The organism is Rhodococcus sp. NPDC004095, from assembly GCF_053604015.1.
In genome coordinates, this window is the sequence record NZ_JBSGGS010000004.1 from 501,603 (window position 1) to 526,768 (window position 25,166).

Below are 25,166 nucleotides of genomic sequence, written 5' to 3' on the forward strand. Positions count from 1 at the left end.
CCCACGCAGCGCGCTGCGTGGGGGTCGATCCGCTCGGGTGTGGTCGAGGACTAGGCGCCGGTCGACTTCGGGGCAGCCTTCTTGGCGGGCGCCTTCGCCGGGCTCGCCTTGGCGGCGGTCGGCTTCGCGGGCGCCTTCTTCGCGGGCGCCTTCGCCGGGCTCGCCTTGGCGGCGGTCGGCTTCGCGGGCGCCTTGGCGGGCGCAGGCTTCGCGGCCGTCTTGGGTCCTGCGGCCGCCACCTTGTCGGCAGCCGCCTCGGTGGTCGCCTCGGCCTTCTCACCCGCACCGACGAACCGGCTGGCAACCTGCTCCCCGGCGTCGGCGACCGCGTCGGAGACCTCGTCGGCGACGTCGCTGATCCGCTCGGCCGCACGGCCCGCGAGCTTGGCGGCCTGCTCGCCGACGGCCCGTGTCTGCCGGGCCACGGTCCCGAGCGCCTCCTCGGTCAGCGTAGCGGCGTCCTCGAGCACCGACTCGGCACGCTCGAGGCCCTCCTCGACGGCGGGCTGCTTGCGCAGGCGCTCCACCGTCTCCTCACCGCGCTCGGCGAGGGACGTGTAGATGTCCGAGGCCACCTTCAGGTACGCCTCGGCAACCTTGCGCAGTTCCTCCGGGGTGAACTTCTCGCGCAGCTCGGCGAGCTCCTCTGGCAGCTCGGAGGGCAGTCCGGCGAGCCGCTCACGCAGCGACTCGACACCCTCGGTCAGATCGCCTGCGAACTTGTCGAACCGCTCGCGCGCCGCGTCTACGGTGAGGTCGTCGCCGGCGGTGGCGGCCCGCTCGCGGACCTGGGCGACGACGTCGGCAACCGCCTGGACGACGACGTCGCCGGCACCGACCGCGGCGTAGAGCGGGGTTATCACATTGTCGAGACCCTTGAGATCAGTCATCTTCGTTCTCCTGTTCATCGGGCTGGGATTCGGTTCGCGGCGTGTTCTCACGCCGGAACGACTCGTAGATTTCGAGGAGCACCTGCTTCTGACGCTCCGTGATGGAGACGTCGGACAGCAGCGCCTCCCGTACCGGACTGGCTGGGCGTTGCTCGAGTAGTCCAGCCCGCATGTACAGCACCTCCGCGGACATCCGGAGGCCCTTCGCGATCTGGCCGAGGACCTCACCGGACGGCTTGCGCAGCCCGCGCTCGATCTGGCTCAGATATGGATTGCTGACTCCCGCCAACTGCGACAGCTGGCGCAGCGAGACCTGCGCTGCTTCACGTTGCGACCTGATGAAGCTGCCGATGTCCTGTGCCGCGGAGCTGACCACCCGGGCCGCGACGTCGCCGGCACTGTCGCCGGCCGACCGGGTTTCGTCGGTCATGTTCCGCTCCCTGTCCCTGTGTGCGTCATCCACGGTACGGGAGGGTGCTAACTCCTGCAAGCACTCGTGCTAGCAGGTGTTCACGATCACGTGAAGAGCAGCTGCGACACCGCGTAGATCGCCAGACCCGCGAGGGCGCCGACCACCGTGCCGTTGATCCGGATGAACTGCAGGTCCCGGCCGACCTGCAGTTCGATCTTGCGGCTGGCCTCCTCGGCGTCCCACCGGGCGACCGTGTCCGTGATGATCGCGGTGATCTCCTTGGTGTAGTTCGCGCTGACGTACCGCGCGGCGGTGTCGAGCCAGCCGTCCACCTTCCCACGCAGTTCCGGCTCGTCCCGGAGTCGCTCCCCCAGCCGGATCACCGTGTCCCTGGTCTTCGCCCGCAGCGCGCTGTTCGGGTCGTCGGCGGACTCGAGGATCATCCGCTTGGCCACCTTCCACGCCGCCTCGGCGGCGCCGGTGACCTCCTTGCGGCCCATCAGCTCGGCCTTGACCTTCTCGGCCTTGGCCATGGTCGCGGGATCGTGCTGCAGATCCTGCGCAAAGTCGATCAGGAACCGGTTGACGGCCAGCCGGACCTCGTGGTCCGGATTCGACCGGACCTTCCAGGTGAACTCGACGAGTTCCTTGTGGATCTTCTCGCCAAGCATCAGGTCGACGAACTTCGGCGACCACGACGGGCTGTCCCGGTCGATGATCCGGTCGATCGTCGGCTGACTGGCCAGCGCCCACTGGTGGGCGCGCTCGGCGAGCATGTCCAGTAGTGGCAGTTGCCGGTTCTCGGCGAGCAGCTCGGCGAGCACCTTGCCGATCGGCGGCCCCCACGCCGGTTCGGCGATGCGCCGCACGATGGTGTTGTCGATGATCTGCTGGACGTCCTCGTCGCGGAGCACACCGACGAACCCGCGCAGCAGCGTCGCGGTCTCGGCCGCCACCCGTTCGGCGTGGGCGGGCTCGGCCAGCCAGGTCCCGAGGCGCAGCGGCACCTGCGCGGCATGCACCTTCTGCGACACCACGTCCGGTGCGAGGAAGTTGTCCCCGACGAAGCTGCCGAGACTGGACCCCAGCTGGTCCTTCTTCTTCTTGATGATGGCGGTGTGCGGGATCGGCAGCCCCAGCGGATGCCGGAACAGTGCGGTCACGGCGAACCAGTCGGCGAGCGCGCCGACCATGCCGGCCTCGGAAGCGGCCCGCACGTAGCCGACCCATTCACCCGCACCCCGAGTCTCCTGCCAGCGGCAGAAGAGGTACACCACGGTGGCGAACAGGAGGAACCCCGTCGCGACCGCCTTCATCCGCCGAAGATCGCGCCGCTTGGCGGCGTCGTCGACGCTCAGCAACTGCATCACCTCGCCAATTGTGCCGAAATTCGGCGAGTCACCGGGGAGGACCAGCTCCGCCCGGTGCGTCCGCCGTAAACTGAGCCGAAGATCGATCTGAACGGATGTGGCAAACACCAGTGTCGAAGAAGACAGCGCCCGACCTCGACTCCCCCGTGGTTTCCGACTCCGCACCGGACGCGAAGGCCGAGAAGTCCGACGGCCGCAAGCGCCGGTGGCGCGAGCACAAGATCGCGCGCCGCGAGGAGTTGGTGGACGGCACCCTCTCCGCGATCCGCGCCCGCGGTCGCGAGGTGGGGATGGACGAGATCGCCTCGCAGATCGGGGTCTCCAAGACCGTTCTCTATCGGTACTTCAACGACAAGAACGACCTCACCAGCGCGACCATGACCCGCTGGGTCGAGACGGTCCTCGCGCCGCGCATGTACGCGGCAATCGGTGCCGACATGGACGAGTACGAACTGGTCCGGGTCGCGATCACCGCGTACGTGGAAACGGTCGCCGAGGACACCGAGGTCTACCTCTACGTGATGGCCAACAGCTCCGGGGCCAACCGAGACGTCGTCGCGGAGTCGGAGCGGATGATCGCGGAGGCCCTCGCCGCGGTGCTGGGCCTGAAGCTGCGGCAGATGGAGATGGATTCGGGCGGCGCGGTGCCGTGGGCGTACGGAATCGTCGGTGCTGTCCAGCTGGCCACCCACTGGTGGATCTCGAACCGGTCGATGACCGCGGAGGACCTGATCGACTACCTCGCCATGATGACGTGGGGCGGGGTCACCGGGATCGCCGCCGTGGCCGGGTCGCCCGCGCGCTTCAAGTCCGCTCCGCACCCCCTCCTCCCCGGCGCACCCGAGGCGTTGTAGATCCCCACGGCCGCGGTTCGCACGTGGCAGAGTCACGGCCATGGGCACGAGCGAGGGCTGGCGGACATCCGCGGTGGAGGCGCTGCGCGTCACCGACCGCACCCGGGTCGACGAACTGGACACGAACGGCACCCCCGGATTCGAGGGCGACAAGGCGTTGGGCGAGAAACTCCTCGAGGAACGCGGCGCCGTCCTGTCCGACCTACAGGAAAAGCTGTTCGCCAACGCCCGCACCGGCGACGAGAACCGGTCGGTGCTGCTGATCCTGCAGGGCATGGACACCGCGGGCAAGGGCGGGGTCGTCCGGCACGTGATCGGCCACGTCGACCCGCAGGGCGTCGACCACGCCTCGTTCGGGGTGCCAACCCCGGAGGAGATGCGGCACCACTACCTGTGGCGAATCCGAAAGGCACTGCCCCGCAAGGGACAACTCGGTGTCTTCGACCGGTCGCACTACGAGGACGTGCTCGTCGTCCGGGTGCACGACCTGGTGCCGCCGAACGAATGGGAGTCGCGGTACGACGAGATCAACACGTTCGAGCAGGACCTCGTCGAGTCCGGCACCACGCTGGTGAAGGTCGCGATGTTCGTCTCGCTCGACGAGCAGAAGGCACGACTGACCGAGCGACTGGAGCGGCCGGACAAGTACTGGAAGTACAACCCGGGCGACGTCACCGAACGCGGGTACTGGCCGCAGTATCAGCAGGCCTACCAGGCGATGCTGGACCGCACGTCCACCGATCACGCACCGTGGCACGTCGTGCCCTGCGACCGAAAGTGGTACAGCCGCCTCGCCGTGACCGAGTTGCTGATCGACGCGCTCGAGCGCCTCGACCTCGACTGGCCGCCCGCCGATTTCGACGTCGCGACCGAGAAGCGGCGACTGGCCGAGGCGTGACCCGCCGGTACGGATGTCAGGGGAAGTGCGGAACGTCCAGTCCCAGCTTGTGGTCGTGGTGAACCGTCCCACCGACGACGCCGACCGCCGTGACGATCGCAGACAGGAACAGCGCGCCCGCGACGGCGGCCCACCCCGTGTGCCCGCTGCCGGCGGCGACGAGGAACAGGGCCATCCCGACGATGGCCAGCAGCCCGCAGGCGAACCCCACCCAGCCCGCGACGATGTTCAGACTCATCGGACCATTCCTTCCCAGTTGGAGAGCTGGTGAATCCGAGCAGTGAATCCGGGGACGTCCGCCTGAATGCCTGTCACTCCTTGACCGGCCACGCGGTGCCGCCCGGCAACGGGAACCGCGGCGCGTGGCGGCGTTGCCTGTGGTCGTGGTGCACGGTGCCGCCAACCAGGCCGAGCCCGGCCGCGATGGAAACCATGAAGACCACGGCGGCGACCACCGCCCACCCGGTGAATCCCGATGCCGCCGCGACGACGGCCATCGCGAGGCTGATGACGGCGATGAGTCCGAGCGCGTAGCCGACCCATTCGGCGAAAAGATGCAACTTCATCGTTCACTCCTCCTCGTCACGAGGATCGGCTGTTGTGATCGACGCTACGCCCGGCACGCCGAACGCGACAGTGCCCGATCGGATCGGTCCCGCCGGGTTCAGAACCGGCCGATCGCCTCGGGCTGCTGGGTGAACTTGCCGACCAGCGCGTTACAGAAGCACCCCAGGTCCAGCAGGCCGCGGCTGGTCACCAGATTCCGGTCGACGACGACCTTCTCGTTCACGTGGGTGCCGCCGGCGTTGATGATGTCGGTCCGCAGGCTCGGCCAGCTGGTGAGTGTCCGGCCGACGACGGAACCGGATTCGACCAGCATCCACGGCCCGTGCCCGATCGCGGCTACCGGCTTGCCGACGTGCATGAAGTGCCGCACGAACGCGACCGCGTGGTCGTCGGTGCGCAACCGGTCCGGGCCGAGGGTGCCGCCGGGCAGGATCAGCGCGTCGTAGTCGTCGACGTCGGCGCGACCGACCAGCAAGTCCACCGCGAACCTCTCCCCGAGCATCACGTCGGCCCGGTACGCCTGGATCTCCCCCGGCGCGATCGACAGCAGCTCGGTCCGGCCGCCCACCGCCTCGACCGCCCGCCGCGGCTCGACGAGCTCGTCCTGCTCGACCCCGTCGGCGGCGAGGACCGCCACTCGGTGCCCGTGAAGTTGCGTTCCCATCGCCCCAACCCTCCATCAACTGTGACGTACGTCACCGAGTATGGCCCTCTCCGGGCGATGGGGCCACGCCGCCTGCGCCCCCCGGACCGCGAGGGCGCGGCAGGGACTCACGGGCGCCGCGGCGGCTAGAACGTGGCGGCGTCGATGACGAAGCGGTAACGGACGTCGCTGCGCAGGACGCGGTCGTACGCCTCGTTGATCCGGTCGGCCGTGATGAGCTCGATCTCGGCGGCGATGCCGTGCTCGGCGCAGAAGTCAAGCATCTCCTGCGTCTCGCGGATCCCTCCGACGTTGGAGCCCGCCAGGCTGCGACGGTTGCCTGCGAGCGAGAAGGCGCGCACCGAGATCGGCTTCTCCGGCAGCCCCAGCAGGACGAGCGTGCCGTCGAGCGCGAGCATGCCGAGGTAGGCGTCGAGGTCGAGGTTGACCGAGACGGTGTTGAGAATGAGGTCGAACGTGCTGCGCAATTCCTTGAACACCGCGGGATCCGCGGTCGCCCGGTAGTGGTCGGCGCCGAACTCCAGCCCGTCCTCCTGCTTGGACAGCGACTGGCTCAGCACGGTCACCTCGGCACCCATCGCGTGCGCGATCTTGACCCCGACATGCCCGAGGCCGCCCATTCCCACGATCGCGACCTTCTTGCCGGGGCCGGCATTCCAGTGCCGGAGCGGCGAGAAGAGGGTGATGCCTGCGCACAGCAGCGGCGCGGCGACGTCGAGGGCCAGCCCGTCCGGGATCGACACCACGAACCGCTCGGTGACGACGATGTGAGTCGAGTAGCCACCCTGGGTGACCTGCCCGTCGCTGCCGACGGAGTTGTAGGTGGCGGTGACCCGGTTGGCGCAGTACTGCTCCTCGCCCGCCGCGCACGGCGCGCAGGTGCCGCAGGAGTCGACGAAGCAGCCGACGCCGACGCGGTCGCCGACCTGGTGCCGGGTCACCTCGGAGCCGACCTCGGTGACGATGCCGGCGATCTCGTGTCCGGGGACGACCGGGTATCGGGTACCGCCCCACTCGTTGCGTGCGGTGTGAATGTCGGAGTGGCAGATGCCCGCGTACTTGATCTCGATCAGGACGTCGAGCGGGCCGAGGTCGCGGCGTTCGATGGTGGTCTTCTCGAGCGGGGAGTCGGCGGCGGTCGCGGCGTAGGCGGAAACAGTGAGCATGCGCATATGTCTATCCCCGTCGCCCGAACCTGTGCAACGGCGGGCGGCTCCCGCGGACAGCCAGTTTCCGGCGTTCCAGACACGGCGGGGCGCGAATCTGGCTAACATCGCGTGAATTTGGACAATTGTCCAACACACTCGATCCGGAGGAGTTCCGCGATGCGCGTGCAGTCACTGGTGGCCATGGTCGCGACCGTCGGGGCGCTGATGGCCGTCCCCGCCGTCGCCGTCGCCGACGAGACCCCGACAGCGGCGGGATCGGTCCGTGTCGACGGCCGACACTTCGTCGACGAGTTCGACCGCACCGTCCTGCTGCACGGAGTGAACACCGTCGACAAGAAGGCCCCGTACCTCTCGGCCGGCGAGGTACTCACTCCCGCGGACGCGGATCTGCTCGCCCGGCACGGATTCAACACCGTCCGGCTCGGGACGTCGTTCGAGGCCCTGATGCCCGAACGCGGGCAGATCGACACCGCCTACCTCGACCGGCTGTCCACCGTCGTCGACACCCTCACCTCGCGCGGCATCCAGGTCCTGCTCGACAACCATCAGGACGGACTCTCGAAGATCTGGGGCGGCAACGGCTTTCCCGCCTGGGCCATCGAGGCGCGCCCCGGCGCCAACGAGCCGAATCCCGGCTTCCCGCTCTACAACCTGATGCCGAGCATGAACAGGGGGTGGGACGAGGTGTGGAACAACACCCACGGCGCGCTCGATCACCTCGGCACCGCTCTGGCCGCCCTCGCCGCGGAGGTGGACGGCAAGCCCGGCGTCCTCGGCATCGAGTTGATGAACGAACCGTGGCCCGGATCGCCCTTCCTCACGTGCTTCCCGAACGGCTGCCCGGACTTCGACCGGACGTACCAGGCAGCGATGCAGCGGCTCACCGACGCTGTCCGAGTGGTGAGCCCGACGCTGCCGGTGTTCTGGGAACCGAATGTCACCTGGAATCAACTGATGCCCTCGAACGTCGCGAATCCTCCGAAGACGCCGGCACTCACCGACCCGAACATCGTCTTCGCGCCCCACGACTACTGCATCCCCAGCCAGCTCGCGATCTACCTCGGGTTGCCCGAGGACCTGAGGGCGCTGTGCACTGTCACGCAGGACAACACCTGGCGCAACATCGACGCGATCACCGAGCGTGCCGGCATCCCGACCGTGGTCACCGAGTTCGGTGACGGTGACCCGACGGTGCTGGGCAACACTCTCCAACGCGCCGACGAACGCTTCATCGGCTGGCAGTACTGGCACTTCGACGCGGACAGCGGCACGGATCCATTCCTGGGCGAGGTGGGTCGTCAACTGGTCCGCACCTATCCCCGGGCCACTGCGGGCACGCCCGGCTCGCTGGCGTTCAACCCCGACGGCGGCGACTTCCGCTACACCTACACCGCGCGGGTGTCGGCGAAGCCGACCGAGATCTACGTCTCGGACCTGCACTACCCGGACGGGTACGTGGCCGAGGTGGCCGGCGGCCGGGTGACCTCGGAACCGGGCGCCCGTGTCGTCACGGTCCAGGCCGATCCGGGCGCGCAGGTGACCGTCTCGATCCACGGCACCGGATCCGACGGCACGAACCTCCCGGGCGGACCGGATGGCGCAACCGGGTCCTCCAGCGGCAGCGCCGGCTCCTGATCCGCACGCAGACACGAAAAGGCCCCGAACCGGAATCGGTTCGGGGCCTTTTCATCCCGGACGACGGTGAAGTCCGGGCCCCTCGACGCGTTCCCTCCGCGGCCGCGACCACTCACGGGCCGCGGACGGAACGCACGACTTTCGCCGGGCTCAGCCCTCCGCGGCGGCGCGGCGACGCAACCGGCGAGCGGCGGCGACCAGGTTCCGCAGCGACGGCTCCAGCTGCCAGTAGTAGCGGGTCTTGAGGCCGCCGTCCGGATTCGCCCACAGCCGGTCCAGATCCACCGACTCGGCCGCCTCGGTGAGCAACTCGTCGAGTTCGTCGATGTCGGGGATGCGGGCCGAACGGGACTCGTACACACCGGGTCCCACACCGTGGGTCAGCTTGCGTTCCTTGATCGCGTCGAGCACCCAGCCGATCGAGCGGGTGGCCACGATCGCCGTGACGTCGCAGTCCATGCGTTCGATCGCGTCCACCACCTCGGCGCGGCTGGTGTAGGTCAGGTGCGTGTGGATCTGGGTCTCCGGCTTCGCGCCACCGGTGGCCAGCTTGAACGCATCGACCGCCCAGCCCAGGTACTCGGCGCGACCACCGGCGCGCAGCGGCAGCAGTTCGCGGATCGCGGGCTCGTCGACCTGGATGATCGCGATCCCCGCGGCCTCGAGGTCGGCGACCTCGTCCCGGATCGCCAGCGCCAACTGGTCGGCGGTCTCGTGCAGCGGCTGATCCTGCCGGACGAACGACCGGGCCAGCATCGTCACCGGGCCGGTGAGCATGCCCTTGACCGGCCGATCGGTCAGCGACTGCGCGTAGCCGATCCACTCCACCGTCATCGGCCCGCGGCGCCGGACGTCCCCGTACAGGATCGGCGGACGCACGCACCGCGACCCGTATGCCTGCACCCAGCCGTTGTGCGTGAAGGCGAATCCGTCCATCAGCTCGGCGAAGTACTGGATCATGTCGTTGCGCTCGTGCTCACCGTGCACGAGGACGTCGAGGCCGATGTCCTCCTGCAACCGGATGGTGCGCTCGATCTCTTCCTGGATGCGCTTGACGTAGTCCGGGTACTCGACTCGCCCCTCGCCCAGGTCGTACCGCACCTTCCGGACCTCGCCGGTCTGTGGGAACGAGCCCAGCGTGGTGGCAGGCACCAGTGGCAGGTTCAGCCGCGCCTGCTGCGCGGCCCGGCGCTCCTCGTACGGCGCACGCACCCGGTGCTCGGGCCTGATGGCGTTGACCCGCGACCGGACCTCGTGCTTCTGCTTGAAGTGCACCGACGTCGGCTTCTTGCGCCACCGCTCGGACGGTCCCTCGGTCAGCGCCTTCGCGAGCGAGACCACTTCGCCGACCTTCTGCTTGGCGAACGCCAACCGGTCCGCGACCGCACCGTCGATGTCCCACTCGGCGAGCACGTCGTAGGGCACGTGCATCAGCGAGCAGGACGTCGAGACCACCAGGTCCGGGATGACGTCCTTGAGCTGCGACAGGTAGGTCAGGGTGACGAAATTGTCTGCGCGCCAGACATTCCGGCCGTTGACCACGCCCGCGTAGAGGCGCTTGCGCTTGAGGCCGGGGATCGCCGCGAGCTCGTCGGCGGACATCCTGCCGTACACCAGGTCCAGGCCGATGGCCTCGATCTGGGTGCCTGCGAGGATCGGCAGCGCCTCCCCGAGGTTGCCGTACGGGCCGGTGACCAGGATCCGCGGCCGGAGCGGCGCATGTCCGAGCGTCGCGTACGCGCGCTCGAGCGCGGCCAGTTCGGTGGCGGTGCGGTCCTGGGTGAACATCGGCTCGTCGAGCTGGATGCACGTCGCGCCGGCCTTCGCGAGCAGCTCGAACAGCGCCTCGTACTGCGGCAGCAGGGAATCCAGTAGTTCGAGGGTCGAGAAGCCCTCGGCGGCACCGGGTCCCACCTTCGACAGCAGGAGCAGTGACACCGGGCCGAGCACCACCGGGCGCAGCTCGATGCCGCGCTCCTTGGCCCGCTCGAACTCGTCCATCAGCGCCTCGGCATGCAGCGAGAAGACGGTCTTCTCGTCGAGCTCGGGCTGGCGGTAGTAGTAGTTGCTGTCGATGTAGCGCACCATTTCCAGCGGCGGGAAGTCGGGCCGTCCGCGGGCCATGGTGAAGTAGAAGTCCAGCTCGTCGAGCTCGCCCTGCAGTGGCGCGAACCGGGCGGGGACCGCACCGAACAGCAGGGCGTTGTCGAGGACGTGATCGTAGTAGGAGAAGGTGTTTCCGGGGACCTGTGTCAGACCGGTGGCGGCCAGTTCGCTCCAGGTCTGCTCCTGGAGTTCGCGTCCGACCGCGACCAGCTCGGCCCGGGTGCCCTGGCCGTGCCAGTAGGCCTCCAGTGCGCGCTTGAGTTCACGCCGGGGGCCGATCCGGGGGTAGCCCAGGACGCTGGAACCGTAAGTAGCTGCGCTGCTTGACATTCGTGTCGACCCTTCCGTGATGCGATTCGCGCCCGTGCGCGATGTGTACCCCGGGTGGGGTGAGAATCACGCACGGGCGCCGAAGGTGCTGACTGCTGGCTTGCGGTGTGCCTAGCTGGCCTTCTTGGCGACGCGCCCGTTCTCGCCGTATTCGTAGAAGCCGCGGCCGACCTTCTTGCCGACCAGGCCGGCCTCGACCATGCGCAGCAGCAGCGGAGGAGCCGAGTACAGGGGCTCCTTGAACTCCTCGTACATCGAATCTGCGATCGACTTGACGGTGTCGAGACCGACCAGGTCGGTCAACGCCAGCGGTCCCATCGGATGCGCCAGGCCCAGGACGGTGGCCTTGTCGATGTCCTCCTTGGTGGCGAATCCGGACTCGACCATGCGGATGGCGGAGAGCAGATACGGCACCAGCAGTGCGTTGACGACGAAGCCGGAGCGGTCGGCAGAGCGCACGACCTGCTTGCCGAGGATCTCGCTCGCGAACTCTTCGGCCCGCTCGGTGACCGCGGCGCTGGTCTTGAGGGTGGTCACCAGCTCGACGAGCGGGAGCACCGGGACCGGGTTGAAGAAGTGCATGCCGATGACGCGCTCGGGCCGGCTGGTGGTGATGCCGAGCTTCATGATCGGGATGGAGGAGGTGTTGGAGGCGAGAACCGCGTTCGGGTCGGTGACGATCTCGTCGAGCTCGGTGAAGATCGCACTCTTCACCTTCTCGTCCTCGACGACGGCCTCCACGACGAGCTGCCGGTCGGCGAAGTCACCGAGATCGGAGGTGAAGCGCAGCCGCCATGCGGCCTGCTCCCGCTCACGCTCGGTGATCTTCCCACTGCTCACACCGCGGTCGAGCGAGCGCAGAATGCGCGCGCGTCCGGCGGCCGCGAGCTCGCGGGTCTGCTCGTACACCAGGACGTCGACATGTGCGCGGGCACACACCTCGGCGATTCCGGCGCCCATCTGTCCGGCGCCGATCACGCCGACGCGCTGAATCTTTTCGCTGGTCACGTCAGCTCCTCATCGTGTGGTGGATCGTCATCGTCATGCAGAAGACTGTCGGTGGTCCGGGGGATGTCCAGCCCCGCCGCGGGGCCCGGGCTGTGGGCCCCGCGGCGGGGTGGACGGTGAGTCGGTCAACCGTTGCGATGGCGCCGGGGAAGCGCCGTCGCGGTGACACAGGAGGTTCCCGAGAGAGGGAACCGGTCAGTTCCTAGTGGAACTGGCCCTCCTCGGTGGAGCCCTTGAGGGCAGCCGTGGAGGTGTTCGGGTCAACCGTGGTGGCGATGCTGTCGAAGTAGCCGGCGCCGACCTCACGCTGGTGCTTGATGGCGGTGAAGCCACGCTCCTCGGCGGCCTTGAACTCGCGCTCCTGCAGGTCGACGAAGGCGGTCATGCCCTCGCGGGCGTAGCCGTGCGCCAGGTCGAACATGCCGTAGTTGAGCGAGTGGAAGCCGGCCAGGGTGATGAACTGGAACTTGAAGCCCATCGCGCCGAGCTCCTTCTGGAACTTCGCGATGGTCGCGTCGTCCAGGTGCGCCTTCCAGTTGAAGGACGGGGAGCAGTTGTACGCCAGCAGCTGGTCCGGGAACTCGCTGCGGACGGACTCGGCGAACTTCTTGGCGACCTCGAGGTCCGGGACACCGGTCTCCATCCAGATGAGGTCGGAGTACGGGGCGTAGGCCTTGGCGCGGGCGATGCAGGGCTCGATGCCGTTCTTGACGCCGTAGAAGCCCTCGGCTGTGCGGGTGCCGTCCAGGAACTCCCGGTCACGCTCGTCGACGTCGGAGGTCAGCAGCGTGGCGGCCTCGGCGTCGGTGCGGGCGATGACGACCGTCGGGACGTCGGCGACGTCGGCCGCGAGGCGAGCCGAGGTCAGGGTGCGGATGTGCTGCTGGGTCGGGATGAGTACCTTGCCACCGAGGTGGCCGCACTTCTTCTCCGACGCGAGCTGGTCCTCCCAGTGCGAGCCGGCGACGCCGGCCGCGATCATGGCCTTCTGCAGCTCGTAGACGTTGAGCGCGCCACCGAAGCCGGCCTCGCCGTCCGCGACGATCGGGGCAAGCCAGTTGTCGACCGAGGTGTCACCCTCGACCTTGGCGATCTCGTCGGCGCGCAGCAGCGCGTTGTTGATGCGGCGCACGACCTGCGGCACCGAGTTGGCCGGGTAGAGGCTCTGGTCCGGGTAGGTGTGGCCCGAGAGGTTCGCGTCACCGGCGACCTGCCAGCCGGAGAGGTAGATGGCCTTCAGGCCGGCGCGCACCTGCTGCACGGCCTGGTTGCCGGTGAGGGCGCCGAGGGAGTTGATGTAGTCCTCGTTGTTCACGAGGTCCCACAGGATCTCCGAACCGCGGCGGGCGAGGGTGGCTTCCTCGACGACGGTGCCCTGCAGCTTGACAACCTGCTCGGCGGTGTAGTTGCGGGTGATTCCCTTCCAGCGCGGGTTGGTGTCCCAATCCTTCTGGATCTCGGCTGCGGTCTTCGGGGTGCCGGTGGTCGACATCAAGACTCCACTCTCTCTACGGCCCTTCGGGGGCTGCTCGTCCAGTACGTCCGTACGGCTTCGCATCCTTGCCAGGCCCTTCCTGTGTACGTATCGAGAGTGACACACCCAAAAACTGCCGTCTACCTGTTGCAAATGCCAACCTTGGCTAGGTTTTCAAACCGCGTTGTTAACTTTGCGAACACGTACGGCGAATCCGGAAGCGAATCCGCAGCGCCTGAAGTTACCGTCAAGTAGCAAATCTGCAGGCTGAGGGCGCGGCGGAGTCGTGACCGACGGCACGTCTGCCGGGCGACCCCGGGACACCCGCTCCGAGCTCCGATCACGTGAACCGGCCGCCGATTGTGAGGGCAATCACCCTCGCGCCGACTTCGCAACCGGCGAAGTCGCACCGTCTTCGCACGAAGTCCGCGCTCGCGCTGCCGACTTCGGCGAACGCCGCTACCGTGACCCGCAACCGAGCGTGACCGGACTGCGGCGACGCCCCACCGTGCGTCGCGCATGCGGGCCACAGCGCGTCCGCGAGAGGGGTCGACCGTGCCGCTGTACGAGTTCCGTTGCCCGCAGTGCGGGCCGTTCGAGCAGACACATGCCATGGCGACCGTGCCCCTGCGCGTCACCTGCGACCGGTGTGCCGCCGACGCTCCTCGGCGGGTGTCCGCACCCCGGCTGGGCCACCTCAACTCCACCGAGATGGCACTCCTCGACCGCACCGCGCGTACCGCGCACGAACCCGACGTCGTCGCCACCCCGCCGGGCCGCCGTGCCGCGGCGCCGACCTCCACGCACCCCCTGCACCGGAGGCTGCCGCGCCCGTGAAACCTCGGCAGTCCAGTTCACGCACCGGATAAGGAGAACCCATGCCCGAGTTGCTGTTCCCGCTCGACTCCGCGAAGAAGTTCACCGACCAGGCGCTCGTCGGCCACAACCGCTGGCATCCGGAGATCCCGGCGGCGGTCACCGTCAAGCCCGGGGACTCGTTCCGCGTGCACTGCCGGGAGTGGTTCGACGGCGCGATCCACAACGACGACTCGGCCGAGGACATCCTGAATGCCCCGCTGACCACCGTGCACACACTGTCGGGCCCGTTCGCGGTCGAGGGCGCCAAGCCCGGCGACCTGCTGATCGTCGACATCCTCGACATCGGCCCGATCCCGCAGGAGGACTCGGGTCCGCTCGCAGGCCAGGGCTGGGGATACACCGGAATCTTCGCGCGCGGCAACGGCGGCGGCTTCCTCACCGAGCAGTTCCCCGACGCCTACAAGGCGATCTGGGACTTCTCCGGGCAGACCGCAACGTCGCGGCACGTGCCGCACGTGTCCTTCACCGGCATCGTCCACCCCGGATTGATGGGCACCGCGCCGTCCGCGGCACTGCTCGCGAAGTGGAACGCCCGCGAGGGTGCCCTCATCGCCACCGATCCCGATCGTGTTCCGCCGCTAGCCCTTCCGCCGGAGCCCCGCGACGCGGTGCTGGGATCGCTCCCGGCGGACGAGCACGACCGCGTCGCCGGCGAGGCCGCACGCACCGCCCCGCCGCGGGAGAACGGCGGCAACCAGGACATCAAGAACCTCACCAAGGGCAGCCGCGTCTTCTATCCGGTCTTCGTCGACGGCGCGAACCTGTCGGTCGGGGACCTGCACTTCTCCCAGGGTGACGGCGAGATCACCTTCTGCGGCGCCATCGAGATGGGCGGCTTCATCGACCTGCGCGTCGACCTGATCAAGGGTGGCATGGACACCTACGGTGTCTCCGAGAACGCGATCTTCATGCCCGGCAACACCGACCCGCAGTACTCGGAGTGGCTGGCCTTCTCCGGCACGTCGGTGACCCTCGACGGCGAGCAGCGCTATCTGGACTCGCACCTGTCGTACCAGCGGGCGTGTCTGCACGCGATCGACTACCTCACCAAGTTCGGCTACAGCCCCGAACAGGCTTACCTGCTGCTCGGTGCCGCCCCGATCGAGGGCCGGCTGTCCGGCGTCGTCGACATCCCGAACTCGTGCTCGACGGTGTACCTGCCGACGGCGATCTTCGACTTTCCGGTGGCGCCGTCGGCGGCGGGCCCGATGCGGATCGACCCGGGGATCGGAGCGCCGAGGTCGTCGAACCGGTGACCGCGGTGTGGTCGATGAACCGGTGACCGCGGTCTGGTCGATGAATCGCTGACGGCGCCGCGGCGAGGCCGTACCGTCCGATGGCATGCGACTGCGCCTCGGACGCCCCGACATCCATGCGTACCTCGACCGGTTCGACGTGCCTCCCGCCGAGGACGGTCTCGCCGTCACCTTCCTCGGTGTCTCCAGCCTGCTGATCGACGACGGCTCGTCCGCGGTCCTCACGGACGGGTATTTCAGCCGGCCGTCGCTGGCTCGGGTGGGGCTGGGCCGGATCGCGCCCGACCGGACGCGGATCTCCTCGGTCCTGGACCGAACCGGGATCACCGATCTCGATGCGGTGCTCCCGGTGCACACCCACTTCGACCACGCGCTGGACTCCGCCACGGTCGCGGAACGGACCGGCGCAACGCTGGTCGGCGGCGCTTCGGCGGCGCAGCTCGGTCGCGGGCACGGTCTCCCCGACGACCGGGTCGTGGTCGTGACCGCGTCGGAGCCGCTGACGCTGGGCGGTTTCGAGGCCACCTTCGTGCCGTCGCACCACTGCCCGCCGGACCGGTTCCCCGGCGCGATCACCGCCCCGGTGCGGACCCCGGTGCGCGCGTCGGCCTTCCGTTGCGGAGACGCCTGGTCGATCGTTCTGCGCCACATCGCGTCCGGCCGCACTGCCCTGATCCAGGGCAGTGCGGGACACGTCCCCGGCGCCCTCGCCGGTCGCGAGGCCGAGGTGGCCTACCTCGGGGTCGGGCAACTCGGCCTGCAGGCCGCGGACTACATCGAGACGTACTGGCACGAGACCGTCCGGACCGTCGGTGCCCGCCGCGCCGTGCTGATCCACTGGGACGACTTCTTCCGCCCCCTCGACGAACCTCTGCGCGCGCTCCCCTACGCAGGCGACGACCTGGACCGCACGATGACGGTCCTGACCCGGCTCGCCGAGGCGGACGGCGTCGCACTGAGCTTCCCGACCGTCTTCGCGCGCGAGAATCCCTGGGCCTGACGCCGTCCCATCCGCGACTACTCCCGGGTCACCGAGCGATCAAGGTCCGAGAAACCCGCGACGGACGCACCCATCGGCGCGCTGCGCTTGCGGCTGACATAGCCGGCGGTCACCGAGTACGCGGCTCCGACGTACTCGCCGGCCGCGTCGTAGGTGATCGACTTGTCGCGGGCGAATCCCATGCCCGCGCCGACCGACACCGCGTCCATGTTCGCGCCGAGAAACACGTAGTCCCACGCGTACTCGTGCTCCTGCCGGGTGATCGCCGACTTCACCGCGTCGAGACTCCACTCCGTGCTGGCGTTCTCCTGACCGTCGGTGATCACCACGACGATCACGGTGCCCGGCCGCTCGTGCTCGGGCAGCGCCGCGAGCTCCTCGCCGATCTCGGTGGTGAACCGGCCGATCCCGTCGAGCAGTGCCGTGCTGCCCCGTGGACGCAACTCCAGCGGCGGCACCTGTTCGATCGGGATCGACCGGTAGACCCGTTCGTAGTCGTTGTCGAACTGGGCCAGCGTCACCACGGCCGCACCGGGCTGGATGCGCTGTTCGGCGATGAAGGCGTCGAAGCCGCCCTCGGTGTCGGACTTGATCGCCTGCATCGACCCGGAGCGGTCGAGGAGCACGGCGATCAGGGTCAGGTTCGGGTTGGTCATGAGACCTCCTGGTGCGTTCGAGCCGACGGATCGGCGCCCGCCTCGTGGCCAGCCCGACAGAATGCCATCGGCCACCGACAGGTGCGGGGCGCCACCGAACCGCGGCCGCGGCGGACGCACCCCGGGACAACAGACCGCCAGCACCGCAAAGGGATGGAGCTAATCGTGCTAACCCCTGGTTGCGAAGGATCGGGAGCGGCTCTAACCTCGTGTGATGGCCAAGACCTTCGTGGGGGCACGCCTCCGCCAGCTGCGCACCGAACGGGGCATGAGCCAGGCGGCACTGGCCAAGACCCTCGAGATCTCGGCGAGCTACCTCAACCAGATCGAGCACGACGTGCGGCCGCTGACGGTCCCGGTGCTGCTGCGCATCACCGAGATGTTCGGCGTCGACACCACCTTCTTCTCCTCCCAGGACGACACCCGGCTGATCGCCGAACTGCGCGAGGTGGCCCTCGACCAGGAGATGGGCATCGACGCGGACCCTCAGGAGCTCGCCGAGATGGTCTCCGCACACCCGTCCCTGGCGCGAGCGGTGGTGAACATGCACCGCCGGTACCGCAACACCACCGCGCAGTTGGCCGCCGCGACCGAGGACCGGTTCAGCGACGGCAGCGGCTCCGGCTCGATCACCATGCCGCACGAGGAAGTCCGGGACTACTTCTACCAGCGCCAGAACTACCTGCACGAGCTGGACACGGCCGCAGAAGATCTCACTGCTCGAATGCGGTTCCACCGTGGCGACGTCGCGGGTGAGATCGCCAAGCGACTACAGGTGACGCACGACGTGCAGATCGTCCAGCGCATCGACCTCGGCGAGGGCGTCCTGCACCGGTTCGACTCGGAGGCCCGGGTGCTGGAGATCTCCCCGCACCTGTCCGGCGGGCAGAAGGTGTTCAAGTTCGCCGCGGAACTGGCGTATCTCGAGTGCGGCGACCTGATCGAGAAGCTCGTCGACGAGGGCAACTTCACCTCCGACGCTTCCCGGTCGCTGGCAAAGCTCGGCCTGGCCAACTACTTCGCCGCCGCGACCGTGCTCCCGTACAGCCAGTTCCACGAGATCGCCGAGGACTTCCGCTACGACATCGAGCGGCTGTCGGCGTTCTTCTCGCAGTCCTACGAGACGATCTGTCACCGACTGTCCACGCTGCAGCGACCCAAGCTGCGTGGGGTGCCGTTCTCGTTCGTCCGCGTCGACCGGGCCGGGAACATGTCGAAGCGACAGTCCGCCACCGGATTCCACTTCTCCACCAGCGGCGGCACCTGCCCGTTGTGGAACGTGTACGAGTCGTTCGCCTATCCCGGCAAGATCATGACGCAGATCGCGCAGATGCCCGACGGGCGCAGCTACCTGTGGATCGCCCGCACCGTCGAGCGGCGCGCGACCCGATACGGGCAGCCCGGCAAGACCTTCGCGATCGGTCTCGGCTGCGAACTCAGGCATGCGCATCGCACCGTCTACGCCGACGGACTGAACATCGAATCCGACGCCGCCGCAACACCGATCGGTGCCGGTTGCCGGGTCTGCGAACGCATCAACTGCCCGCAGCGGGCGTTCCCGCCGCTCGGCAAGGAGCTCGACATCAACGAGCACCGCAGCTCGGTGTCGCCGTACCTGATCGCCGAGACCTGACCGGGGCGAGCCGCCCCGGATCGGCGTGATCCGGGGCGGCTCGATGTTCTCGCGTCTCGGGCGGGTCCCTAGGCGGCGTGGTTCGCCGTGCGCCCGCGGGTGAGGGCGAGGGCACCGAGGGCGATGAGGACGCTGACGACCATGGCGATGGCCATCGGGACAGCGGTGTCCTCGCCGCCGATGCCGACGAGGGGCGAGATCAGTGCGGCCAGAAGGAACTGCAGCGTGCCGAGGACCGCCGAACCGGTGCCTGCGTGGTGGTGCGCCTCGCCGAGCGCCAGCGTGGTGGCGTTGGCGATGACCAGACCGAGGCTGCCCATGGTGCCGAACATGGCGACAAGGGTGAGCCACAGCGCCGGGCCGACGAGCGCGTTGATCAGCATCAGGACCGCGAACACCGCGAGCGACGTGAGGCCGATCCGCAGGGTCGCCCGGTCGCCGATCCGGCCGACGACGACGTTGTTGAGGATGCTGAAGACGACCAGGCCGAGGGCGTTGGCGGTGAACACGGCGGTGTACCAGCCCGTCGCGAGTCCGTGGACGTCCTGGAGCACGAACGGGGACGCCGAGATGTAGGCGAACATCACGCCGAACGCGAAGGCGTACGCCAGGGTGAACCCGACGTAGCGTCGGTTGCCGAGGATGGTGCGAGCGTCACCGAGCATCGAGGAGACACCCCCGGTGGCCCGCTCCTCCTTCGGAAGCGTCTCAGGGACCAGTGCCAGCACGGCCACGAACATCAGCGCGGACAGCACCGTCAGCACCCAGAACACACTGCGCCACCCGAAGTTGGTGACGAACACGCCGCCGAGCAGCGGCGCGACGACGGGAGCGACCGCGTTGACGGCAACCAGCAGGCCGAACAGCTTGCCGGCGGCGGCACCGGTGGCGCGGTCGGAGATCACGGCACGTCCGAGCACGATGCCCGCGGCGCCTGCGAAGCCCTGCAGGAAGCGAGACGCGGCGAGCAGTTCGATGGTGGGCGCGAGGGCGGATGTCGCACTGAACACCGTGCACACCAGGGTGCCGATGAGCAACATCGGGCGACGGCCGTACCTGTCGGACAGCGGACCGAAGGCGAGCTGCCCCAGTGCCAGGCCGATCAGGAACGTCGTGAGGGTCAACTGCACCGCGGACGCGCCGGTGCCGAACTCGTCGGCCATCTCGGGGAAGGCAGGCAGGTACATGTCGATGGCGAGGGGCGCGACCGCGGCCAGCAGGGCCAGCGTCGCGATCAACCTCGGCGGAACCGGGGAGGACGTGACCCCCGGGTGATCGGCGTGCGCCAGGTCTGGCGCGTCCAATGCAATGTCGCTTCCTTGCTGGTTCACATCAGCCCTTCGTGCCCGAGTCCGGAAAGAATGTCTAGATTTAGATCTAAATTTATATCTAGATTACCGACTAAGCTGGTCTCGTGTCGAATTCAGCGGTCGCAGGTGACGGCGAACACCATGTCGTGAGCGACGAGGTCGCCCGGCACCTGGCGCAGACCGCCCGGTCACTGGTGTGGACGTTGCGCCGTTTCGGCGAGCAGGAAGCCGGACTGTCGCGGCTCCCCCAGTCCGAGATCGAAGTACTCCGTGTCCTGGCGGAGCGGCCGGGCAGCACCGTGTCCGAGATCGCCCGACTGCTTGGCCTGCAGAGCAGCAACGTGAGCACCACCGTGCGCCACCTGGTCGAGCGCGGACTGGTCGAGAGGCGGGCCGACCCCGGAGACGGACGCTCGCACCGGCTGCACCAGACCCCGCTGGCCGTGCGCAACAACCAGCGGATAGACGAAATGTGGACAGACGGCGTCCGCAGGCTGCTCGCCGACATGAGCCCGGAAGACGCCGTCAAGCTCGTCGAGGCGGCACCGCTGCTGGCCCGGCTCGGCTCCATGGCGACCGACTGATCCGCCGCACACAGCGCCCCCGAAGATCAACCGATCGCCGCGACCCGACCGATCACCGCACGACGCTCGAGCAGCCGGGCTCGACGGGCACCCCGGCGAGCCGTGCGTCGATCCAGTGGTACGCCTCGGGAATCCCGGCGATCGCGACGATCAGGTGCTCGCCCGGATACTCGGCGAGCCGGACGTCGGCGCCGCCCGCACACCACTCCGCGTAGAGATGTTCGGCGTTCTGGCGGGTGATCCAGAACTCGTGGCGGCCGTGGTACAGCAGGATCGGCGCGGCCGGGGCCTGCGCGCCGAGCCGGTTGTCCGCGATCACCGCCTGCGCCACCGGGTTGTGCACGACGTCGGGCACGTCGGACAGGTGCTGCGCACGGATCGGCACCAGCGCACCGGGAACCGCGAAGCCGAACAGGCACAGGTCACGGGCGAGAGACCCGAGCCGCCAGGCGTTGTCGTTGAACAGGGGGTATAGCTCCGGGTACTCGCGGGCCACCCCGAGGGTGGCGCCGAGCAGCACCCCCGACGCCAGGTTCCTGCCGTCCAGCGACCCGAGCAGCAGGTTGTAGTCGGCGGGTGTGCCGCCCAGCGCCGCGCCGACGACGCGCAATTCCGGCGCGTAGGTCGGCGCCAGTTCCGCCGCCCACCCGGTGGCGATCGCACCGCCCGAGTACCCGGTCATCGCGACCGGTGCGTCCGGAGTCAGGCCGAACGCGGGCGTCGAGACCGCGGCCCGGACGGCGTCGAGCACCGCGTGCCCGGCCATCCGGCCCGCGGCATATGCCTGCCGTGGGCCCTGATGGTCGGGAACCACCACCGCGTAGTTCCGGGCGAGGAAGTACTGCACTCCAACCACTTCCAGGGCCTGCCCGCGCGGCATTTGGTAAGAGGGTGCACACGTGTTGCCCAGCGAGTCGATCGCCATGTTGTAGTCGACGACCGGCCGTGGCCCCGGCCCGGTCCACGGCGCGGCCGGGACGATGACGGTGGTCACCACCGGGACCGGGCGCCCCTTCGAATCCGTGGACCGCACCAGCACCTCCGTCGACGAGACCAGGGTGACCAGCGGGCGCACCGTCACCGGCCGGGCGGCGAGGACCGTTCCCGGCGGCGCCGACTCGAATCCCGGCGGCGGGTCGTACCAGGGGTCGTCGAGCGGGGTCGGCGCCACCAGCGCGGGATCGTGCGGCGGGTGGATCAGATCCGTGATCGGGTCGGCCGTGGCGCTCGCGAGCGTCCCCGTGCCCAACAGCAGCGCGGCAACCACCACCCCCACCCGACGGGCAATGCCCATATCTGAAGGGTAGGGCACATCGACCGAGCTGTCGGGGCGCTTCGGGCCTGCGGTGACGTGCTTGCGGTTTCCGGTGCAGAGAATGCCACCGGGCGGCGGAGCCGCCAATGTGCACCGGATGCCGCAGGTCCGGTGTTAGTTTGCCAATCGGACGAAATGCACCGTCGCACCACGAAACACCTGAGGGGACGCCATGGCAAGGGGGCTGGACGAGCAGCTGGCCGGGCGCCGGGTCATCGTCACCGGCGCGGCCCGCAGCATCGGCGCGGCGCTCGCCCGCCGCCTGCATCGGCGCGGCGCCCGGGTCGCGCTGCTCGGACTCGAACCGGAACTACTCGACCAGGTCGCCGTCACCTGCGGCCGGGCACCGTGGCGTCACTGCGACGTCCGCGACCGCGCCGCGGTCGAGGCCGCGGTCGCCGAACTGGTCGACGAGCTCGGCGGCCTGGACGTGGTGGTCGCGAACGCCGGTGTCGGGGCGCAGCTGCCGATGGTCGGCGGCGACCCGGAGGTGATGCGGCAGATCGTCGAGGTCAACCTGATGGGGACCTACCACACACTGCGCGCCGCAGGTGAGCATCTCGGCCACGCGAACGGGTACGCGTTGCTCGTCACCGCCGGCGCAGCGGCCGTCCACCTGCCGCTGCTCGGCGCGTACAACGCGACGGCCGCCGCGGTCGAGGCGCTCGGCAACACGCTGCGCGTGGAGATGCGTCACCTCGGCACCCGCGTCGGCGTCGGCTACCTCGGCGAGATCGACACCGAGATGATCACCATCGGGTTCGACAGCGCCGCAGCCGACAAGATCAAATGGTCGGGCATGTTCACGGCGGTGTCTCCGATGGAGACGGCGGTATCGGCACTGGAGAAGGGAATCGCGTTGCGCCGCAGACGGATCTACGCGCCCGGCTGGGTCGGCGGCGTCGTGCACCTGCGCGTGCCGGCGCAGCGCGTCATCGACCTTCGTCCGCAGCCGAGGATGGCGGCGGCCCTGGCGATCGCCCGCACCGAGCGCGCGCGCTTCACGACGCGGCTGCCGCAGCTCCCGGACCGGACCCGATGAGCGCGCGGATCGCCCCCGGACGCCTGCGCCGGCTCGGGCCGGTCAACTGGGTCGTGTGGCGGGTCGTCTCACTCGCGTCCGGAACACCCGACGCGAAGGTGTTCAGCACACTCGGCCGCGCGGGCGGCACCTACCGCGGTTGGCTGCATTTCGCGGCAACCGTCCTGCGGCCCGGGGGTCGGATCTCCCGGCACGAAACGGAATTGGTGATCCTGCGAATCGCACACCTGCGCGGCTGCGACTACGAGATGGACCACCACATCCGGCTCGGCCGCCGCGCCGGCGTCACCGCCGAACTGCTCGCCCGGGTGCTCATCGGCCCGGACGCCGACGGCTGGAGCGACCGCACCCGCGCGATGCTCGCTGCGGTCGACGAGCTGATCGGCACGAAGAATATCGGCGACGACACCTGGTCCGCGCTCGCCGTCCACCTCGACGAACGCGGGATGATCGAGTTCGTGCTGCTCGTCGGGCAGTACGACATGCTCGCCACCACCATCGACACCCTCCGCATCGGACGCGACACCTTCCGCTGAGTGGGCACCAACCACCTGCACCAGAACGGCCGAAGGGCACCTTCGCGCGGTTGAACCACACGAAGGTGCCCTGCGGCCGAGGCGGGAATCAGATGGCGGCACGCACGACGTCGACGGTCGGCGTGGCGTTGCGGCCGATGAGCCGCTGCAGGTCACCGCTCTCAGTGTCGAGTGCACCGACCTTGATACCGGCGTCGGAGCCGGCGAGCAACGCGGCATAGACGGCGGGCATCCCGGCGCCCTCGAGCACCGCCTGGTACTGCTCGGTCGGAAGATCCTGGTACACAACGGTCTTGCCTGCGGCCTCGGAGATCTTCTCGGCCAGTTGGGCGAGGGTGAGCCGCTCGTCGCCGCCGAGTTCGTACACCTTGCCTGCCTGGTCGTCGGCGAGCAGCACGACGGCGGCGGCCTCGGCGAAGTCGGCGCGGGCGGCTCCGGCGACCCGGCCCTCGCCCGCGGCACCCACGAGCGCACCGCGTTCGACGGTCCCGGCGACGTCCATGGTGTAGTTCTCCCAGTACCAGCCGTTGCGCAACAGGGCGTGGTCGATGCCGGACGCGGCGAGCAGGTCCTCGGTGGCCTTGTGCTCGGCTGCCATTCCGAGCGGGCTGTTCTGCGCGTCGAGCAGCGAGGTGTAGGCGATGAACCCGACACCGGAGGCCTTGGCGGCGTTGATCACGTTGGTGTGCTGCGGGACACGCTGCCCGATCTCGCTGCCGGAGATCAGCAGCAGCTTGTCGACGCCGGCGAGTGCGGCTTCGAGCGCCGCGGGGTCGCTGTAGTCCGCGACCCGCACCTGCACGCCCTTGGCGGCGAGGTCTGCCGCCTTGTCCGCGTCGCGGACCACCGCGACGAGGTCGGCGGGTGCCGCGCCACGTGCCAGCAGGGCGTCGACGGTGAGACGGCCGAGGTGTCCGGTTGCTCCGGTGACGGCGATGGTCATGACGGGATGCTCCTCCAACAGACGGGTTGACGCTTCATGCGTCGCACCTTCCATCATGCACTTATTTTTCGTAAGTGCAATCTATCTTGTTAGCGCTATCCGATTCGCTGGTAGTAATCTGGGCGCATGAGTGTCCCCGACCTGCCGGAATCCGAACCCGGCCTCGACTTCGCGGCCGACGTGTTCGAGCGCGCCTGCCCGTCGCGCGACGTGATCCACGCGGTCACCGGCCGATGGGGAACGCTCGCACTGGTCGCCCTGGGCGAGGGACCCTACCGCTTCAGCGCGCTTCGCCGACGGGTCGACGGGGTCAGCGAGCGGATGCTCTCGCAGACGCTGCAGCAGCTCGAGCGGGATGGCTTCGTGCACCGCGACGTCCAGGAAACGATCCCGCCGAAGGTCGAATACAGCCTCACCGCGCGCGGCGAGCAGGTCGCGGCGCAGCTGCAGTCCCTGATCGACCTCGTGGAATCGCAGATGCCGGAGATCATCGTCGACCAGGAGCGATACGACAAGAGACGCTGACGCGCTCGTGCGCGGTTTGCGCGGTCGCGTCGAACCGCCGCCTCCGGCCGGTGCACGTTCCGCCATCCGGGCGGTGTGCGTCGATACCGCACCGTGTAGTGGCCCGCCAC

Annotated in this window: 25 protein-coding genes; 11 read left to right on the plus strand and 14 right to left on the minus strand. The window is 68.9% G+C overall.

Going from position 1 to position 25,166, the window contains the following annotated elements; genetic code table 11:
* Positions 1-50 precede the first annotated feature (50 nt).
* The 3 genes from ACWEPG_RS10575 to ACWEPG_RS10585 all read right to left on the minus strand — a co-directional run bounded on the left by ACWEPG_RS10575 (position 51) and on the right by ACWEPG_RS10585 (position 2,669).
* Positions 51-890 (minus strand): heparin-binding hemagglutinin, encoded by an 840-nt coding sequence (locus ACWEPG_RS10575; protein WP_450117049.1) that lies wholly within the window; start codon positions 888-890, stop codon positions 51-53.
* Positions 883-1,320, minus strand: a complete 438-nt coding sequence (locus tag ACWEPG_RS10580) for a helix-turn-helix domain-containing protein (RefSeq protein WP_450117048.1) — start codon at positions 1,318-1,320, stop codon at positions 883-885. The genes ACWEPG_RS10575 and ACWEPG_RS10580 overlap by 8 nt, the downstream gene beginning before the upstream one ends.
* An 86-nt stretch (positions 1,321-1,406) precedes the next feature.
* Positions 1,407-2,669: a DUF445 domain-containing protein gene (locus ACWEPG_RS10585; RefSeq protein ID WP_450117050.1), complete on the minus strand. Its 1,263-nt coding sequence runs from the start codon at positions 2,667-2,669 to the stop codon at positions 1,407-1,409.
* A 113-nt stretch (positions 2,670-2,782) separates the two neighbouring features.
* Between ACWEPG_RS10585 and ACWEPG_RS10590 the strand changes: the two genes are divergently transcribed.
* Entirely contained in the window at positions 2,783-3,526 is a 744-nt protein-coding gene (locus ACWEPG_RS10590) for a TetR/AcrR family transcriptional regulator (RefSeq protein WP_450117047.1), read from the plus strand.
* A 40-nt stretch (positions 3,527-3,566) separates the two neighbouring features.
* Entirely contained in the window at positions 3,567-4,424 is an 858-nt protein-coding gene (locus ACWEPG_RS10595; RefSeq protein ID WP_450135770.1) for a polyphosphate kinase 2 family protein, read from the plus strand.
* Positions 4,425-4,440: 16 nt separating this feature from the next.
* Here the strand turns inward: ACWEPG_RS10595 and ACWEPG_RS10600 are convergent, their stop codons facing one another.
* The 4 genes from ACWEPG_RS10600 to ACWEPG_RS10615 form a co-directional block, all read right to left on the minus strand.
* Complete coding sequence (locus ACWEPG_RS10600; RefSeq protein WP_450117045.1) at positions 4,441-4,662, minus strand: hypothetical protein; 222 nt, start codon at positions 4,660-4,662, stop codon at positions 4,441-4,443.
* Between the two features lie 73 nt (positions 4,663-4,735).
* A complete protein-coding gene (locus ACWEPG_RS10605) occupies positions 4,736-4,990 on the minus strand; it encodes a hypothetical protein (RefSeq protein ID WP_450117044.1) in 255 nt (84 codons plus the stop codon).
* 98 nt (positions 4,991-5,088) lie between these two features.
* Positions 5,089-5,655 carry a type 1 glutamine amidotransferase domain-containing protein gene (locus tag ACWEPG_RS10610; RefSeq protein WP_450117043.1) on the minus strand — a complete coding sequence of 189 codons (567 nt, stop codon included), beginning with the start codon at positions 5,653-5,655 and terminating at the stop codon, positions 5,089-5,091.
* A gap of 125 nt (positions 5,656-5,780) precedes the next feature.
* A complete protein-coding gene (locus tag ACWEPG_RS10615) occupies positions 5,781-6,821 on the minus strand; it encodes an NAD(P)-dependent alcohol dehydrogenase (protein WP_450117042.1) in 1,041 nt (346 codons plus the stop codon).
* A gap of 159 nt (positions 6,822-6,980) precedes the next feature.
* Between ACWEPG_RS10615 and ACWEPG_RS10620 the strand changes: the two genes are divergently transcribed.
* On the plus strand, positions 6,981-8,459 hold the full coding sequence (locus ACWEPG_RS10620; protein ID WP_450117041.1) for an endoglycoceramidase I: 1,479 nt from the start codon (positions 6,981-6,983) through the stop codon (positions 8,457-8,459).
* 150 nt (positions 8,460-8,609) lie between these two features.
* On the opposite strand, the gene metE is transcribed toward ACWEPG_RS10620, so the two are convergent.
* The 3 genes from metE to aceA form a co-directional block, all read right to left on the minus strand.
* Positions 8,610-10,895 (minus strand): 5-methyltetrahydropteroyltriglutamate--homocysteine S-methyltransferase, encoded by a 2,286-nt coding sequence (metE, locus tag ACWEPG_RS10625; protein ID WP_452594355.1) that lies wholly within the window; start codon positions 10,893-10,895, stop codon positions 8,610-8,612.
* A gap of 111 nt (positions 10,896-11,006) precedes the next feature.
* On the minus strand, positions 11,007-11,903 hold the full coding sequence (locus ACWEPG_RS10630; protein ID WP_450117039.1) for a 3-hydroxybutyryl-CoA dehydrogenase: 897 nt from the start codon (positions 11,901-11,903) through the stop codon (positions 11,007-11,009).
* A 202-nt stretch (positions 11,904-12,105) separates the two neighbouring features.
* On the minus strand, positions 12,106-13,395 hold the full coding sequence (gene aceA, locus ACWEPG_RS10635) for an isocitrate lyase (protein WP_450117038.1): 1,290 nt from the start codon (positions 13,393-13,395) through the stop codon (positions 12,106-12,108).
* A 501-nt stretch (positions 13,396-13,896) separates the two neighbouring features.
* Here aceA and ACWEPG_RS10640 point away from each other — a divergent pair.
* The 3 genes from ACWEPG_RS10640 (at position 13,897) to ACWEPG_RS10650 (ending at position 16,512) form a co-directional block, all read left to right on the plus strand.
* On the plus strand, positions 13,897-14,214 hold the full coding sequence (locus ACWEPG_RS10640; RefSeq protein WP_450117037.1) for an FmdB family zinc ribbon protein: 318 nt from the start codon (positions 13,897-13,899) through the stop codon (positions 14,212-14,214).
* Between the two features lie 41 nt (positions 14,215-14,255).
* Positions 14,256-15,512 carry a formamidase gene (fmdA, locus tag ACWEPG_RS10645; RefSeq protein WP_450117036.1) on the plus strand — a complete coding sequence of 419 codons (1,257 nt, stop codon included), beginning with the start codon at positions 14,256-14,258 and terminating at the stop codon, positions 15,510-15,512.
* A gap of 85 nt (positions 15,513-15,597) precedes the next feature.
* The gene (locus ACWEPG_RS10650) at positions 15,598-16,512 is read left to right on the plus strand and encodes an MBL fold metallo-hydrolase (protein WP_452594356.1); all 915 of its coding nucleotides are present in this window, start codon (positions 15,598-15,600) and stop codon (positions 16,510-16,512) included.
* Between the two features lie 17 nt (positions 16,513-16,529).
* Here ACWEPG_RS10650 and ACWEPG_RS10655 read toward each other — a convergent pair whose 3' ends face one another.
* Complete coding sequence (locus ACWEPG_RS10655) at positions 16,530-17,168, minus strand: VWA domain-containing protein (RefSeq protein ID WP_452594357.1); 639 nt, start codon at positions 17,166-17,168, stop codon at positions 16,530-16,532.
* A 214-nt stretch (positions 17,169-17,382) separates the two neighbouring features.
* Between ACWEPG_RS10655 and ramB the strand changes: the two genes are divergently transcribed.
* A complete protein-coding gene (gene ramB, locus ACWEPG_RS10660; RefSeq protein ID WP_452594358.1) occupies positions 17,383-18,801 on the plus strand; it encodes an acetate metabolism transcriptional regulator RamB in 1,419 nt (472 codons plus the stop codon).
* 68 nt (positions 18,802-18,869) lie between these two features.
* Here ramB and ACWEPG_RS10665 read toward each other — a convergent pair whose 3' ends face one another.
* A complete protein-coding gene (locus ACWEPG_RS10665; RefSeq protein ID WP_452594359.1) occupies positions 18,870-20,105 on the minus strand; it encodes a multidrug effflux MFS transporter in 1,236 nt (411 codons plus the stop codon).
* 110 nt (positions 20,106-20,215) lie between these two features.
* Here ACWEPG_RS10665 and ACWEPG_RS10670 point away from each other — a divergent pair, with 110 nt between their 5' ends.
* Complete coding sequence (locus ACWEPG_RS10670) at positions 20,216-20,695, plus strand: MarR family winged helix-turn-helix transcriptional regulator (protein WP_452594360.1); 480 nt, start codon at positions 20,216-20,218, stop codon at positions 20,693-20,695.
* A 52-nt stretch (positions 20,696-20,747) separates the two neighbouring features.
* Here the strand turns inward: ACWEPG_RS10670 and ACWEPG_RS10675 are convergent, their stop codons facing one another.
* On the minus strand, positions 20,748-21,989 hold the full coding sequence (locus ACWEPG_RS10675) for a lipase family protein (protein WP_452594361.1): 1,242 nt from the start codon (positions 21,987-21,989) through the stop codon (positions 20,748-20,750).
* Between the two features lie 193 nt (positions 21,990-22,182).
* Here ACWEPG_RS10675 and ACWEPG_RS10680 point away from each other — a divergent pair, with 193 nt between their 5' ends.
* Both ACWEPG_RS10680 and ACWEPG_RS10685 read left to right on the plus strand, forming a co-directional pair.
* On the plus strand, positions 22,183-23,052 hold the full coding sequence (locus ACWEPG_RS10680; RefSeq protein ID WP_450117029.1) for an SDR family NAD(P)-dependent oxidoreductase: 870 nt from the start codon (positions 22,183-22,185) through the stop codon (positions 23,050-23,052).
* Positions 23,049-23,588: a carboxymuconolactone decarboxylase family protein gene (locus ACWEPG_RS10685; protein ID WP_450117028.1), complete on the plus strand. Its 540-nt coding sequence runs from the start codon at positions 23,049-23,051 to the stop codon at positions 23,586-23,588. The genes ACWEPG_RS10680 and ACWEPG_RS10685 overlap by 4 nt, the downstream gene beginning before the upstream one ends.
* An 88-nt stretch (positions 23,589-23,676) precedes the next feature.
* Here ACWEPG_RS10685 and ACWEPG_RS10690 read toward each other — a convergent pair whose 3' ends face one another.
* On the minus strand, positions 23,677-24,531 hold the full coding sequence (locus tag ACWEPG_RS10690; protein ID WP_452594362.1) for an SDR family oxidoreductase: 855 nt from the start codon (positions 24,529-24,531) through the stop codon (positions 23,677-23,679).
* Between the two features lie 126 nt (positions 24,532-24,657).
* On the opposite strand from ACWEPG_RS10690, the gene ACWEPG_RS10695 reads away from it, so the two are divergent.
* Positions 24,658-25,056, plus strand: coding sequence for a winged helix-turn-helix transcriptional regulator (locus ACWEPG_RS10695; protein WP_450117026.1), 399 nt, complete (start codon positions 24,658-24,660; stop codon positions 25,054-25,056).
* Positions 25,057-25,166: the final 110 nt, after the last annotated feature.